Origin of the sequence: Actinosynnema sp. NPDC020468 (assembly GCF_040642015.1) — a bacterium.
Classification (GTDB): Bacteria; Actinomycetota; Actinomycetes; order Mycobacteriales; family Pseudonocardiaceae; genus Actinosynnema.
The window spans coordinates 153,945-168,126 of the sequence record NZ_JBFAEO010000010.1 but is presented as its reverse complement, the minus strand read 5'-3'; the positions used below and the strand labels follow the sequence as shown (position 1 = coordinate 168,126).

Here is a 14,182-nt window from a genome sequence, read left to right as displayed (position 1 = left end):
GGACGAACGCGACGGCCGCGCCCGCCAGCAGCACGACCTCCGGCCGGCGGTCGTCATCCCGGTCCAGGACGTGGAACCCGTCCGGTGCCAGGAACTGCGCGTCCTCCGGCGGGCCGGCGGCGGTCGTCGTGAGGTACCAGGCGGCGGCGAGGTAGCAGGCCGCGGTCAGCGCGACGGTCAGGCTGCGCGCCTGGTGCGCCCAGAGGCCGAGGCCGAGCGCGACGACCACCGAGACGACGAGACCGGCCACGCCGGGGGTCGCGGTGAGCGCCAGGTCCGGCTCGTCCACCCTGGCCACGCCGATGCCGACCGAGCCCAGGTGCTGGGTGATCTGGTAGTCGTCCAGCGTCACCTCGGTCTCGTACCACCACGGCAGCGGGCCGAAGCCGGTGTGCTGGAACGTGGTCACGATCAGCCCGACGCCCACCGCGAACAGCGGGAACCACACGCCGGGTCGGCGCGCGTGCAGGTCGTGGGCGACGAGCACGAGCGCGGCGGCCACCGCCACCACCACCTCGAACCCCGGACCGCCGAGCAGCACCGCGAAGGCGTAGGCCAGCGCGCCCGCGCCCAGCCGCAGGCTCCGCCAGTGCGCGACGACCACCACCAACGCCGCGATCGCGATCGGCGGTCCGTACTCCCACAACGATCCGAGCAGTCCCGCCAACACCAACGGCAGCCACAACGGCTTCACGGTCCCCACCCCCGGCGGGCACCTTATCGAGGTTGGCCCGATCGTGGATTTGTGGCTACAGTCGGCGACGTGACTGCCGGGTCGGCCCCTTCGGGCCACAAGCAGACGGGTGATCCGGCCCGCGCGTGAGCGCCGGGCCGGGCCGAGGCCCGCCCTCCTTCTCCTGTAACCCCAGCCCTTTTCGCTGTGCCCGATTACAGGAGACGTACGTGAACTTCAACCAGCAGGTGATCGACGAGTTCCGCGCCAACGGCGGCAAGGTCGGCGGCTACTTCGAGGATGCCCGCCTGCTCCTGCTGACCACGACCGGCGCGCGCTCCGGCAAGCCCCACACGGTGCCGTTGGTGTACTTCGCCGACGGCGAGGGGCGGACTCTCGTGGTCGGCTCGGCGGGTGGCGGCCCGAAGCACCCGGCGTGGTACCACAACGCCGTGGCGAACCCGACCGTCACGGTCGAGGACGGCGTGTTCACCTACCAGGCGGAAGCCGTTGCCCTGCCCCGCGCGGAGCGCGACGAGGCGTGGTCCCGCATCAAGGAGACCGGCGAGGGCTGGGGCGGGTACGAGGCCGCCACCACGCGGGTGATCCCGGTGGTCGCGCTGCGCCAGACGGTCGGCGGCCCGCCGAACGCGCGGTCGTTCGGCGAGGGCCTGAAGCTGATCCACGACGCGTTCCGCCGTGAACTCGCCACGCTGCGCCGCGAGGTCGCGACCGCGGGTCCGACCCTGCACGCCCAGCTGAGGATCAACTGCGTGACGGCGTGCCAGGGCTTGAGGTTCCACCACGACAGCGAGGAGCAGGGCATGTTCCCCGCCCTGTCCGAGCGGTACCCGGAACTGGCGCCGGTGATGGCGCGGTTGCACGAGGAGCACGAGCGGATCGCGGAGCTCGTGGTGGAACTCCAGGCCGCCGTGACGCGACCGGAGGCCGACACCGCACGGGTGCGGGCCGACGTCGATCGCCTCATCGCCGACCTGGAGTCCCACCTGGAGTACGAGGAGGAGCAGCTGATCCCGTTGCTGGACCGCTGATCCCGGGTTCGACCCCGTGACGCGAAGGGGCCGCCCACCGAGGTGGACGGCCCCTTCGACGCGAGCGGACTAGCTGCGGACCATCTTGCGCAGCACGTACTGCATGATGCCGCCGTTGCGGTAGTAGTCGGCCTCGCCCGGGGTGTCGATGCGGACCACCGCGTCGAACTCCGCGGCCGAGCCGTCCGCCTTCGTCGCCACCACCTTGACCGTGCGCGGCACGGAGCCGTTGTTCAGCTCGGTGATGCCGGTGAAGTCGAAGGTCTCGGTGCCGTCCAGACCCAGCGACGCGGCGGTCTCGCCGGCCGGGAACTGGAGCGGGAGGACGCCCATGCCGATCAGGTTCGAGCGGTGGATGCGCTCGAACGACTCGGCGATGACGGCGCGCACGCCCAGCAGCGAGGTGCCCTTGGCGGCCCAGTCGCGGGACGAACCGGAGCCGTACTCCTTGCCCGCCAGGACGACCAGCGGCACGCCCGCCTCGGCGTAGGTCACCGACGCGTCGTAGATGGTGGTCTGCGGCGCGCCCTCGGCGAGGAAGTCGCGGGTGAAGCCACCCTGGACGCCCTGGCCGTTGTCCTCGTCGGCGAGCAGCAGGTTGCGCAGGCGGATGTTCGCGAACGTGCCGCGGATCATCACCTCGTGGTTGCCGCGCCGGGACCCGTAGGAGTTGAAGTCCTTGCGGTCCACGCCGTGCTCGGTGAGGTACCTGCCCGCGGGCGAGTCGGCCTTGATCGAACCGGCGGGGGAGATGTGGTCCGTGGTGACCGAGTCGCCCAGCAGCGCCAGCACGCGCGCGCCGCCGATCTCGGTGACCGGCTTGGGCTCCATCTCCATGCCCTCGAAGTACGGGGGCTTGCGCACGTAGGTGGAGTCCGACGCCCACTCGAACGTCTTGCCGGTCGGCGTGGGCAGCGACTGCCAGCGCTGGTCGCCCGCGAAGACGTCCTTGTAGCCCTTGGCGAAGCCCTCCGGCGAGATGGACGCCGCGACGACCTCGGACACCTCGGCCGGGGAGGGCCAGATGTCGGCCAGGTACACCGGCTCGCCGTTCTGGTCGGTGCCCAGCGGCTCGGTGGTGATGTCCTTGTCCATGGAGCCGGCCAGCGCGTAGGCCACCACGAGCGGCGGGGACGCCAGGTAGTTCATCTTGATGTCGGGGTTGATCCGGCCCTCGAAGTTCCGGTTGCCCGACAGCACCGACACCGCGGCGAGGTCGCCGTGGCCGATGCCGGCCGAGATCTCGTCCTGGAGCGGACCCGAGTTGCCGATGCACGTGGTGCAGCCGTAGCCGACCAGGTGGAAGCCCAGCTTCTCCAGGTACGGCATGAGGCCGGCGCGCTCGTAGTAGTCCATGACGACCTTGGAGCCGGGCGCGAGGGTCGTCTTGACCCACGGCTTGCGCTCCAGGCCCTTCTCCACGGCCTTCTTCGCGAGCAGCGCCGCGCCGATCATCACCGACGGGTTCGACGTGTTGGTGCACGAGGTGATCGCGGCGATCGCGACCGCGCCGTGGTCCAGCTCGAACTCGGCGCCGTCCAGCGTCACCTTGACCGGGTTGGACGGCCGGCCGTCGGCGCCCTCGGCGGCCGAGTGGAACACGCGCGGCGCGCCGCCTGCGTCGCCGTTGGACACCGCGGTCGGGTCGCTGGCCGGGAACGTCTCGTCCACGGCCTCGTCGACGGCGGACTTCTCGTTGTCGTCGGCCGTGGACACGTACGCGCCCAGCGCCTGGCGGAAGGCTTCCTTGGCGTTGACCAGCTCGATGCGGTCCTGCGGGCGCTTGGGGCCCGCGATCGACGGGACGACCGTCGACAGGTCCAGCTCCAGCGTCTCGGAGTACACCGGCTCGTGGTCGGCGTCGTGCCAGAGGCCCTGCTCCTTGGCGTAGGCCTCGACCAGCGCCAGCTGCTCGGCCGAGCGGCCGGTCAGCTTCAGGTAGTCGATCGTCTCGCCGTCGATCGGGAAGATCGCGCAGGTCGAGCCGAACTCCGGCGACATGTTGCCGATGGTGGCGCGGTTGGCCAGCGGTACCGCGCCGACGCCCGAGCCGTAGAACTCCACGAACTTGCCGACGACGCCCTGCTTGCGCAGCATCTCGGTGATGGTGAGCACCAGGTCGGTGGCGGTCGCGCCGGCGGGCAGCTCGCCGTGCAGCTTGAAGCCGACCACGCGCGGGATCAGCATCGACACGGGCTGGCCGAGCATCGCGGCCTCGGCCTCGATGCCGCCGACGCCCCAGCCGAGCACGCCGATGCCGTTGACCATGGTGGTGTGCGAGTCGGTGCCCACGAGGGTGTCCGGGTACGCCTGGCCACCGCGGACCATCACGACGCGCGCGAGGTGCTCGATGTTGACCTGGTGCACGATGCCGGTGCCCGGCGGGACGACCTTGAACTCGTCGAACGCCGTCTGGCCCCAGCGCAGGAACTGGTAGCGCTCCCGGTTGCGCTCGTACTCCAGGTCCACGTTCAGCTCGAACGCGTCCGGGCGGCCGAAGATGTCGGCGATGACCGAGTGGTCGATGACCAGCTCGGCCGGCGCGAGCGGGTTGACCTTCGTGGGGTCGCCACCCAGCTGGGTGACGGCTTCACGCATGGTGGCCAGGTCGACCACGCAGGGCACACCCGTGAAGTCCTGCATGACGACGCGGGCCGGGGTGAACTGGATCTCCGTGTCGGGCTCGGCGGCGGGATCCCACGCGCCGAGCGCGCGCACGTGGTCGGCGGTGATGTTCGCGCCGTCCTCGGTGCGGAGCAGGTTCTCCAGCAGGATCTTCAGGCTGTACGGAAGGCGCTCCGCACCCTCGACCGCGCTCAGGCGGAACACCTCGTAGGAGGCGTCGCCGACCGTGAGCGTGCCGCGGGCGCCGAAGCTGTCTTTGCTCGCTGGTGCAGTCACGTATTGCTCCATCTGGTGACGCGCGTAAGTCGGTTTGGGAACTACTGGTGAGTCTTCCGCACCCGCCGGTGCGGCGCGCTCTCGACCCAAACAGTACGCGCGTCCTGTATTCGGCTTCAACCCGACCCCACCAGGTTCCGGGCATCATCACACCCGTGGTGCGTCTTGATCGAATCGGTAAGCGCTACGGGCGCGGGCCGTGGGTGCTGCACGAGGTCGACCTGACCGTGGAGCCCGGCGAGGTGGTCGTCGCGACGGGCGGGAACGGGTCCGGCAAGTCCACGCTGCTGCGGATCGCCGCCGGGGTGACCGCGCCGACCGCCGGCCGGGTCGAGCGGCCGCCGTCGATCGGCTACCTGCCCGAGAGGTTCCCCTCCGGGGTGAAGATGCCGGCCCGCGACTACCTGCGGCACCTGGCCGGCGTCCGCGGCGTCCCCCTGAGGTGGGACCTGGTGGACGCGCTGGGGTTCGTCGGCGACGAGCACGCGCCGATGGCGACGTTGTCCAAGGGCAACACCCAGAAGGTCGCCATCGCGATGGCGCTGCACGCCACCGACCTGCTGGTGCTGGACGAGCCGTGGTCCGGCCTGGACGCGGCGGCGGGCGCGGTGCTGGGCGAACTGCTGGTCGCCACCGAGGCGGCCGTGCTGCTGACCGACCACCACGGGCACGACCTGCCCGGCTCGCGGGTGCTGGGCCTCGGCACGACGGGGTCGGTGGGCGTGGTGATCGAGCTCGACCGGGTGGGGGAGTCGTTGGCGCTGCTCAGCGCGTTGGACGGGGTGTTCGAGGCGCGCGAGGTCGGCGCCGGGGCGCGGGTGGAGGTGCGGTCCGGACACAGCGACGCGGTGCTGGCCGAGGCGCTGCGGCTGGGCTGCTCGGTGCGGAGCGTGCGCTCGTGACGGCCCTGGTGCGCTACCTGCTGTCCGACGTGCTGCGCACCCAGCGCTTCCTGCCGCCGCTGCTGCTGTTCGGCGCGGTGCTCGGGATGCTGTACTCGAGCGACGCCGGCCCCGCGCTCGGCGCGTACTCCGGCACGTGCGCCCTGGTCTACCCGGTGGGCGTGTGGCTGACCGTGGTGATCGCCACCGCCGAGGACCCGGTGCGCCGGTCGATCACGGTGGTCGCCTCCGGCGGGTGGGGCCGCACCCAGTCCGCCGTGACGCTGCTGGCGGCCGCGGGGGTGCTGGGCGTGGCGGTGATCGCGACGCTGGTGCCGCTCGTGACCCAGTCCCGGCCGTACCCGCCGGAGGTGGTGGGCCAGGGTTTCGCCGGCCTCCTGGTGTGCGGGCTCGCGGGTGTCGGAGTCGGCGTGCTGTGCTCGCGGCCGGTGGTCCCGCAGCCCGGGTGGTCGGCGCTGGCCGCGCTCGCGCTGGTGGTGCTCGGGTACGTGCTGGGTCGCGTGCCGCCGGTCGGCATGGTGCTGGGCGCGCTCGGCGACGGGCGCGGCGACGTGTGGGGGAAGATCGCGCTGTCCGGTGGCTGCGCGGTGCTGCTGGTGGTCGCGGCTACCCTGGTCGCCCGGACGCTGGGACCGCGCGGGGGGTGACGCGATGCGGGTGGCCGTGCTGGGTCCGCTGCTGGTCACCGACGTCGACGGCGCGGCCGTCGAGGTGCGCGGCCGCCGGCTCCGGGTGCTGCTGAGCCGGTTGGCCCAGGACGCCGGGCACGTGGTGCCGTTCGACCGGCTGGTCGACGCGCTGTGGCCGGACGACCCGCCCGTCGACGCGGGCGCCGCGCTGCACTCGCTGGTGTCACGGCTGCGGCGGGCGATCGGCGCGGGCACCGTCGCCTCGCACCCGACCGGCTACCTGCTGACCGCCGAGGTGGACGCGGCCGAGTTCGCCGGGTTGTGCGCCCGGCACGAGTACGCGGCGGCGCTCGCGCTGTGGCGCGGACCGGCGTTCCAGGACACGCCCGGGGTCGCGGCGCGCTGGGAGGACCTGCGGTTGACCGCGGTCGAGGCGTCGGTCACCGACCTCGCCGAACTGCGCCGGCTGTGCGCCGAGCACCCCGCGCGCGAAGGGCTGCACGCCAGGTTGGTCCGCACCCTGTACGCGCGGGGCAGGCGGGCCGACGCCCTGGCCGCCTACGACCGCGTGCGCGCGCACCTGGCCGACGAACTCGGCGTCGACCCCGGTCCCGCGCTGCGCGAGGCCCACCTGGTCGCGTTGCGCGAGGACCCGCCGGCCGAGCCGCGCCCGGCCAGGGTGCCGGTGCCGGCGACCGACCTGGTCGGCCGGGTGGCCGACCTGGCCCGGGTCGCGGACCTGCTCGCCGGGTCGCGGCTGGTGACCGTGGCCGGGTTCGGCGGGGTGGGCAAGACGCGGTTGGCGCAGGCGGTGGCCGCGGCGGGCGCCGATCCGGTGGTGTGGGTGGGGCTGGAGTCCACCGTGGACGACCCGGCGGCGGCCGTGCTGCTGGCGCTGGGTCCGCACGACCCCGGCGCGACGGCGCTGGGCGAACGGGCGGCGGGCGACCCGGTGGAGTCGCTGCGCGGCGCGCGGTGCCTGCTGGTGCTGGACAACTGCGAGCAGGTGGTGGACCAGGTGGCCGCGCTGGTGGCCAGGCTGTTGCCGGTCGCGCCGCACGTGCGGGTGCTCGCCACCAGCCGCGAACCCCTCGGCGTGCCCGGTGAGTCCCTGCACCGGCTGGAGCCGCTGGACCCCGACGGCGCGGCGGTGGAGCTGTTCGCGGCACGGGCCCGCGCGGTGCGGCCGGACTTCGCGGTGGACGACGACGTGCGCCTGGTCTGCCGGGCGCTCGACGGCATCCCGCTCGCGCTGGAGCTGGCCGCCGCCCGGCTGCGCGCGATGACCACCGCCCAGCTCGCCGAGCTGGTCGGCGAACGCCTGCGGCTGCTCGACCGCGGTGCCCGGTCCGGCGCGGCCAGGCACCGGACGCTGCGCGCGGTCCTCGACTGGAGTTGGGGGTTGCTGTCCGGGGCGGAGCGCCGGCTGCTGGCCGTGCTCGCGGTGTTCGCGGGCGGCGCGACGGCGGACGCGGTGGCCGCGGTCGCGGGCGTCGACCGGTGGGAGGCGCTGGACCTGCTGTCCTCCTTGGTGGACAAGTCGTTGGTGGTGAACCGGTCGGCGCGCTACGTGCTGCTGGAGACGGTCCGCGAGTACGCGTCGGGCAAACCCGCGCCCGGCGCCGTCGACGCGCACGCCACCTACTTCCTCGAGCTGGCCGAAACCGCCGAACCCGGGCTGCGCGGGCCGGACCAGCTGACCTGGATCGCGGTGTTCGACGCCGAGCACGCGAACCTGGACGCCGCGCTCGCCCGGTTCGCGGCGATCGGCGACGGCGCGCGGGCGCTGCGGCTGCTGATCGCCCGCACGTGGTGGTGGCTGGTGATCCGGGGTCGGATCGAGGACGCGCGCGCGTGGGCGCGGGTGGTCGACCCCGTCGCGTCCGACCCGCTGTCCCGGCTGCTCGCGCGCGGCGAGGTGACCGACGGGTTGTGGGACACCGCGCACCCCGCCGTGCTGCTGGCGCTGGCGGGCGCGGTCTGGGGTTCGGCGACCGTGGCGCGGTCCGCCGACCGGCTGGCCGCCGCCGACGACCCGTGGCTGCGCGCGGCGGGCGAGGTCCTGCACGGGCTGGTGGCGTTCGAGATGAGCACCGGCCGTGCCGCCGACGCCGAACGCCACTACCGCGCGGCGCTGGCCGGGTTCGCCCGGGTCGGCGACCGGTGGGCCCTGGTGTTCTGCCACGCGTGCCTGTCGACCGTGCTGGAGAACCGGGGCGCCGCCGCCGAGGCGCTCGACCACCTGAACGCGGCCCGCGACCACGCGGAGGGCCTCGGCGGCCTGGAGGACGTGCTGGTGCCGCTGACCCTGGTGGTGCGGGTCGGCAGGCTCCGGGCGCGCACCGGCGACTTCGCGGGCGCGGCGGCGGCGCTGGCCAGGGCGCGCGAGATCGCCGACCGCCGCGCGGATCCCATGGAGAGAGCCAGGGTGGCGCTCGCGTGGGCCGAACTCGCCGCCCGTTCCGGCGACCCGACGACCGCCACGACCCGCTTCCACGAGGCGCTGACCCTCGCGCCACCGGACGCCGCCGCCCAGTTCCTCGCCACCGTCCACAGTGGACTGGCTGCGGTGTCGACCGGCCCGGAGGCCGAGGCGGGCCACCGACGGGCGGTGGCCCTGGCCGAATCCACCCCGGACGGCCCGGCCCGCGCCATGGTGTGGGAGGCCTACGCCACCCATCACCGCGCGACGGGCGACCGCGCCGCGGCCCGGGAGGCCTTGACGAAGGCCACCGAGGCCAGGGGAGTGCTCGCCCTCGCCGACCCCGGAGTCGCCGCCACCGCCGCGTGGGCCGCAGCCCCGGGTGACGAGGTGCCGGGCCAGGACGCGCTGTCGGCCGACCGGGGCACACCCGTGTAGTCGGCCGGGGGCGGTGCGGTTGTCGGGTGTTCGCCGGGGCCCGGTGCCCGGCGTGCCCGCGATGTCCTGGGCCGGACCCGAGCGCGCGGGACGGCCGGTCGGGGACGCGGCCGTGGGATGTTCGCCGCGGGCCGCGCCGGCACGACCGCCGCGGCCGACGTCACCCCCCGATCACCTCGGCCCCGACCGCACCCACCACCGTCGTCGTGCTGCGGTGTCCCGGCTCAGCCCAGGGCGGTGTCGAGCCAGGTCGCGAGGTCCTCGGGCGTGCCGATCGCGGCCACGTGGCCGTCCGGGCGGACGAGGACCAGGGTGCCCGGCTCAATGCCGTAGCCGGACGCCACGTGGCCCTCCGGGTCGGTCAGCGAGCGCACCCGGACCGACCCGATCCTCCCCTCCGGCACGTCGACGCCGAACGCCGCGAAGTCCGGGCCGCGCAGCACGTCGAACACCCGCGTCGGCACGCCGTCCTCCGCGCACGGGGCGTCCGGGGCCCGGTCGCCCGGGCGCACGCCGGGCGCGTCGTCGGCCGGTGCGAGCGGGCCGCCGCGGTAGTTCAGGCCCAGTTGCAGGGTTTCCTCGTCCCGCCTGCCCGGCTCCACGAAGCGGCCGTGCAGGCGGGTGGTCACGCCCAGCAGCCACGCCGCGATCGGAAGTCGTTCGGACTCGTAGGTGTCCAGCAGCGAATCGGGCGCGCCGCCGAGCGCCGCCGCCAGCTTCCAGCCCAGGTTGTAGGCGTCCTGGATGCCGGTGTTCATGCCCTGCCCGCCGGCCGGCGAGTGCACGTGCGCCGCGTCGCCCGCGAGGAACACCCGGCCGACCCGGTACCGGTCCACCATCCGCACGTTGGCCCGGTACAGCGACGTCCACGTCGCCTCGCGCACCACGATGTCGGTCGACCCGGTCCGCTCCAGCACCAGCCGGCGGAACGTCTCCAGGGTCGGCTCCTCCGCGTCCGGACCGGCCACGGCCTGGAACTGGTGGAGGTCGGTGCCCGGCAACGGGCACAGCGCCAGCATGCGCTCCCTCGGCTCCGGCCAGATGTGCCAGAACTCGCGGTCGAGGCCCTCCAGCCGCACGTCGCCGAGGAGCATCCGGTGGTCGTCCCAGGTCTCGCCCGCGAACCCGACCCCGAGCCGCTTGCGCACCAGGCTCCGACCGCCGTCGCAGCCGACCAGGTGCGCGGCGCGGACCCGCACGCCGTCGAGCACCGCGGTCACACCCTCGTCGTCCTGGGTGAAGTCCTCCAGCGCCACCCCGAACTCGACCTTGCCGCCGAGGTCCGCGAGCCGGTCCCGGAGCACCCGCTCCACCGCGAACTGCGGGATGATCAACGAGCTGGCGTACGGCACGTGCGGCGTCGGCACGCGGCCCTCGTGCATGTCCCACTCGCCCAGGACCTCGGTGCCCCGGTAGCCCCGGAACCGGAGGTGGAACCGGCCGTGCGCCAGGACCTCCTCCACCACGCCGAAGTCGTCCAGCACCTCCAGGCTGCGCGGCTGCAACCCCTTGCCGCGCGACCCGGCGAACGGCGTCGGCGACCGGTCCACGATCCGGAACGGCACGCCGCGGCGGGCGAGGTCGACGGCGAGGGTCAGGCCGGTGGGCCCGGCCCCGATGATCAGCACCTGCGTGTCCATGCCCCCACTGTGGAGCCGCCCGCTGCCATCGCGCTGTCATCCCGCTGCCGCACGCGCAAGGGCCCCTGCCACGGTCGTGACAGGGGCCCTCGCGTCGAACCGGGGTGCTACTTGACGGCCTTCAGCAGCTCATCGATGTCCTTGGGCTGCAAGCCGCGCATCAGGGTCAGCACGATCTCGCTGTAGCTGCGGATCGGGCTGACGTACCACTTGCCGTCGACCTTGGTCGCGACCACGCCGATGCCGTCCTTGAGCACCTGCGCGCCGACCCGGGAGATCACGTCGATCGCGGCCTCCGGCACGTCGCGCCCACCCTGCTGCTTCACCAGCTTGGCGATGTCGTCCGCGCACAGCTCCTGGGTCTGACCGTCGGCCTTCGCGGTGTAGCAGTCGCCCTGCCGGGTGATCTCGCCGCGCTCGCCCTTGATCTCCAGCACCAGCTTCTTCACCGTCAGCTGCACGCCGCCGGTGACGTCCTTCGAGTCGGTCTCCAGCTCGACCAGCTTCGCGCCGGTCGCGGGCACCCGGCCCACGCCGTCCACGATCACCGGGCCGAGGTCCTGGAGCACGCCCATCTCGTCGGGCGGCAGCAGCGCGATGACCTTGGTGATGTCACCGGCCAGCGCGGCCTCGACGATGCCCTTCGCGGCGCCCTCGGCGGAGTCCGCGCCCGCCGGCGCGATGCCCTGGGCCGGCCACTTGAGGTTCTCCTCCTCCAGGGCGGCGTTCGCCAGCGTGTAGAACAGCGAGGGGTACCAGTCGTCGCCCACCTTGACGGTGGCGATGCCGATCGGCTTGCCCTTGCGGTTGTCCTTCTCCTTGGCGAAGTCCAGCGTTTCGGTCTTGGACTCCTGGTCGAGCTGCGCGCCGAGCGCCTTGACCAGCTTGTCGGTCAGCGGGATCTGCTTGACGTCCGAGGTGACGGTGATCTTGCCCTCGATCACCTTGTTGATCGTCAGGTGGTCGTTGACCTTCTCGGCGGCGGCCTCGTCGAACTTGATGCCCTCGCTCTTGATCTGGACGCCGCTGACCTTGTTCGGGTCCGCGTCCTTCTTCAGGATCTCGAGCCGCTTGGCCTCGCTGACGGTGGCCTCGGTGTAGTCCTTGCTCAGCGCCGCCTCGGCGGGCGCCAGCGTCTCCATGACGCCCAGGACGTCACCGCTGCCGATGGAGCTCAGCAGGTTGTTCGCCGCGGTGGTCGGGTTCTCCGAGCCCGCGGCCACGCTGGAGCTGCGCAGCGCCCAGATCGTGCCGACCGTGCCCGCCGCGAGCAGCACCACGACGACGATGGCCGTGACGACCACGCCGGTGCGCTTCTTCTTCGGGGGCTCGCCGCCGTAGCCGAACGGCTGCTGGCCGTAGCCGGGCTGGCCGTACCCGGGCTGCTGGCCGTAACCCGGCTGCTGGAAGCCCTGGGGACCGGTCTGAGGGAAGCCGGGCTGCTGGTAGCCGGGCTGCGGCTGGCCGTACCCCGGCTGCTGCTGCCCGTAGCCGGGCTGCTGGCCGTAACCGGGCTGCGGCTGCTGGGGGTACCCGCCCTGGCCCTGCTGGGGTTGCTGCTGCCATCCGCCCTGCTGGGGCTGCTGGCCGTAAGGGTTGTTCTGCGGTGGCCATTGGCCCCCGTCGCCACCCGGGTAGCTCACGGTGCTCCTCCTGGACTGCTGACAGCTCTGCGGGTTCCGGCGGTGAGCACGGTGATCGCCCCCACGATCACCGCCACGGCGCCGGCGAGGGTGACGACCGGTCCGGTCAGGCTGATCCCGACCAGCGCTCCCTCGTCGCCCCCTTGGACGGCGGCAAGGGCCGCCACCGTTCCCGCGATCGTGCCAAACAACAGGGCCAAACAGGCCCCGATCCGGCGAATTCGCAGCATGAACAGCACCACGCTGAGCACAGCGAGTGGCAACAGACCGATCCAAATACCCCGAACGAGTTCGCCCGTCACCCCGTCCAACCCGGCGAAATCACGCAGCGCTAGTACCTGGTAACTGCTCCGGTTGACCGATCCGGAGCGCAACCAGGGCAGGAACGCGCCCACCCCCGCCGTGACCGAACCGATAACTCCGAGCACCGCTCCCACCGCTGTCCCGCGCACCCGGCCATGCTCGCACCCCCTCCGGCGGCGCCCTGTGGCACGGTTGGCCGATGACCGCACGGGACGCGATGGCCGCGGCACGGCGCGTCACCGCCCTCACCGGCGCGGGGGTGTCGACCGCCTCCGGCCTGCCCGACTTCGGCTCCGCCGCGCTGCGCCGGGCCTTCGACCTCGCCGCCTACCTGGCCGACGAGCGGCTCCGCGCGGACGCGTGGCGCGCGTGGACCGCGATGCTCGCCGCCGAGCCCAACCCCGCGCACCGGGCGCTGACCGACCTCCAGCGGTCCGGGCGGCTGCGGTCGGTGCTCACCCAGAACGTGGACGGGCTGCACCAGCGGGCCGGCACCACGGGTGTGGTGGAGCTGCACGGGTCGGTGCGCGAGGTGGTGTGCCTGTCCTGCGGGCGGCGCGGCGCGTTCCCGCCCTCGCCGGACTGCGGCGCGTGCGGCGGCGTGCTCCGGCCGTCGACGGTCGCGTTCGGCGAGCCGCTGGACCCGGCCGTGCTGCGGTCGGCCCGGACCGCGGTGCTGGACTGCGACCTGCTGCTGGTGGCCGGCACGTCGCTGGGCGTCGAACCGGCCGCCGGACTGGTCGCGCTCGCCGCCCGGGCCGGTGCGGTCGTCGTGGTGTGCAACGGGGAGCCGACGCCGTTCGACGCGGTCGCCGAGGTGGTGCGGGGTCCGGTCGAGGACACGCTGCCGGCGCTGGTGGCGGTGCCTTCGTCCCCTTCGGACCGTCCTGTCCGGACCTGGGGCGACCCGAGCACCTGGTGATCACCCCGTGGTGCGGCCGGTTCACCCGCCGGTGGGCGGCCCGCGGTGGGAGCCTGACCGGGTGGTGGAGCAGCAGTCGCCGGTCAACCTGCGCGGCGCGGTGTCGACGCCCGACCTGCGCCGCCGCCTCAAGCTCGGCTGGGTCGAGGGGCGGCAGCGGTTCGCGGTCGACGGGCCGCCGGGCGGCAGGCGCTTCCGGCCGGTCGTCGAGCAGTGGCTCGACCTGGAGGACCGGTCGTTCCGGTTGGACAACGTGCACTTCCACCGGCCGAGCGAGCACTGGGTGGAGGGCTCCCGGCACACCGCGGAGCTGCACGCCGTGCACGTGCGGGCGGCCGACGTGCTGGAGGTGTGCACGGTCGCGGTGTTCCTGGAGTGCGCGGCGGTCGCCGGTCCGCCCGCCGAGCCGCCGGAGGTGCTCGACCTGCGGTCCCTGCTGCCCGAGCGGCAGGCCTTCTACCGCTACGAGGGCTCGCTGACCACGCCGGACTTCGCCGAGCAGGTGAGCTGGGTGGTGTTCAAGCAGCCCGTGCCGGTGGCCGACCCGGCGCTCGTCGCCTTCCTGGCGCACGCCGCGGACCCGGCCCGCAACCCGCAGCCGCTGCGCCGGAGGTTCGTCCTCGACACGTTCTGACCGTCGCCCCGCCGCCCGTTCGA

The 14,182-nt window shown here is 73.5% G+C and carries 11 protein-coding genes; 6 read left to right on the top strand and 5 right to left on the bottom strand.

Features of this window, described 5'->3' with window-relative positions; all coding sequences use genetic code 11:
• Positions 1-694: hypothetical protein (locus AB0G50_RS10715; protein ID WP_360105049.1), on the bottom strand; the 694-nt coding region annotated here is incomplete at its 3' end.
• A gap of 209 nt (positions 695-903) precedes the next feature.
• On the opposite strand from AB0G50_RS10715, the gene AB0G50_RS10710 reads away from it, so the two are divergent.
• On the top strand, positions 904-1,725 hold the full coding sequence (locus AB0G50_RS10710) for a nitroreductase/quinone reductase family protein (RefSeq protein ID WP_360105046.1): 822 nt from the start codon (positions 904-906) through the stop codon (positions 1,723-1,725).
• Between the two features lie 69 nt (positions 1,726-1,794).
• Here the strand turns inward: AB0G50_RS10710 and AB0G50_RS10705 are convergent, their stop codons facing one another.
• Positions 1,795-4,626, bottom strand: coding sequence for an aconitate hydratase (locus AB0G50_RS10705; protein WP_360105043.1), 2,832 nt, complete (start codon positions 4,624-4,626; stop codon positions 1,795-1,797).
• A gap of 155 nt (positions 4,627-4,781) precedes the next feature.
• Here AB0G50_RS10705 and AB0G50_RS10700 point away from each other — a divergent pair, with 155 nt between their 5' ends.
• Genes AB0G50_RS10700 through AB0G50_RS10690 form a run of 3 tightly spaced genes read left to right on the top strand, consistent with a single transcriptional unit; the run spans position 4,782 to position 9,017 of the window.
• Positions 4,782-5,528, top strand: a complete 747-nt coding sequence (locus AB0G50_RS10700; protein WP_360105040.1) for an ATP-binding cassette domain-containing protein — start codon at positions 4,782-4,784, stop codon at positions 5,526-5,528.
• Positions 5,525-6,175, top strand: a complete 651-nt coding sequence (locus AB0G50_RS10695; RefSeq protein ID WP_360105037.1) for a hypothetical protein — start codon at positions 5,525-5,527, stop codon at positions 6,173-6,175. Before AB0G50_RS10700 ends, AB0G50_RS10695 begins: the two co-directional genes overlap by 4 nt.
• Before the next feature lie 4 nt (positions 6,176-6,179).
• Complete coding sequence (locus tag AB0G50_RS10690; protein WP_360105034.1) at positions 6,180-9,017, top strand: BTAD domain-containing putative transcriptional regulator; 2,838 nt, start codon at positions 6,180-6,182, stop codon at positions 9,015-9,017.
• A gap of 224 nt (positions 9,018-9,241) precedes the next feature.
• On the opposite strand, the gene AB0G50_RS10685 is transcribed toward AB0G50_RS10690, so the two are convergent.
• The 3 genes from AB0G50_RS10685 to AB0G50_RS10675 all read right to left on the bottom strand — a co-directional run bounded on the left by AB0G50_RS10685 (position 9,242) and on the right by AB0G50_RS10675 (position 12,728).
• Entirely contained in the window at positions 9,242-10,657 is a 1,416-nt protein-coding gene (locus AB0G50_RS10685) for an FAD-dependent oxidoreductase (protein WP_360105031.1), read from the bottom strand.
• Positions 10,658-10,764: 107 nt separating this feature from the next.
• Positions 10,765-12,300: a flagellar basal body protein FliL gene (locus AB0G50_RS10680; RefSeq protein WP_360105028.1), complete on the bottom strand. Its 1,536-nt coding sequence runs from the start codon at positions 12,298-12,300 to the stop codon at positions 10,765-10,767.
• Complete coding sequence (locus tag AB0G50_RS10675) at positions 12,297-12,728, bottom strand: hypothetical protein (protein WP_360105025.1); 432 nt, start codon at positions 12,726-12,728, stop codon at positions 12,297-12,299. The genes AB0G50_RS10680 and AB0G50_RS10675 overlap by 4 nt, the downstream gene beginning before the upstream one ends.
• Positions 12,729-12,802: 74 nt before the next feature.
• Between AB0G50_RS10675 and AB0G50_RS10670 the strand changes: the two genes are divergently transcribed.
• Together AB0G50_RS10670 and AB0G50_RS10665 are read left to right on the top strand one after the other, a co-directional pair.
• The gene (locus AB0G50_RS10670) at positions 12,803-13,525 is read left to right on the top strand and encodes a Sir2 family NAD-dependent protein deacetylase (RefSeq protein ID WP_360105023.1); all 723 of its coding nucleotides are present in this window, start codon (positions 12,803-12,805) and stop codon (positions 13,523-13,525) included.
• A 61-nt stretch (positions 13,526-13,586) separates the two neighbouring features.
• A complete protein-coding gene (locus AB0G50_RS10665) occupies positions 13,587-14,159 on the top strand; it encodes a carbonic anhydrase family protein (protein WP_360105020.1) in 573 nt (190 codons plus the stop codon).
• Positions 14,160-14,182: the final 23 nt, after the last annotated feature.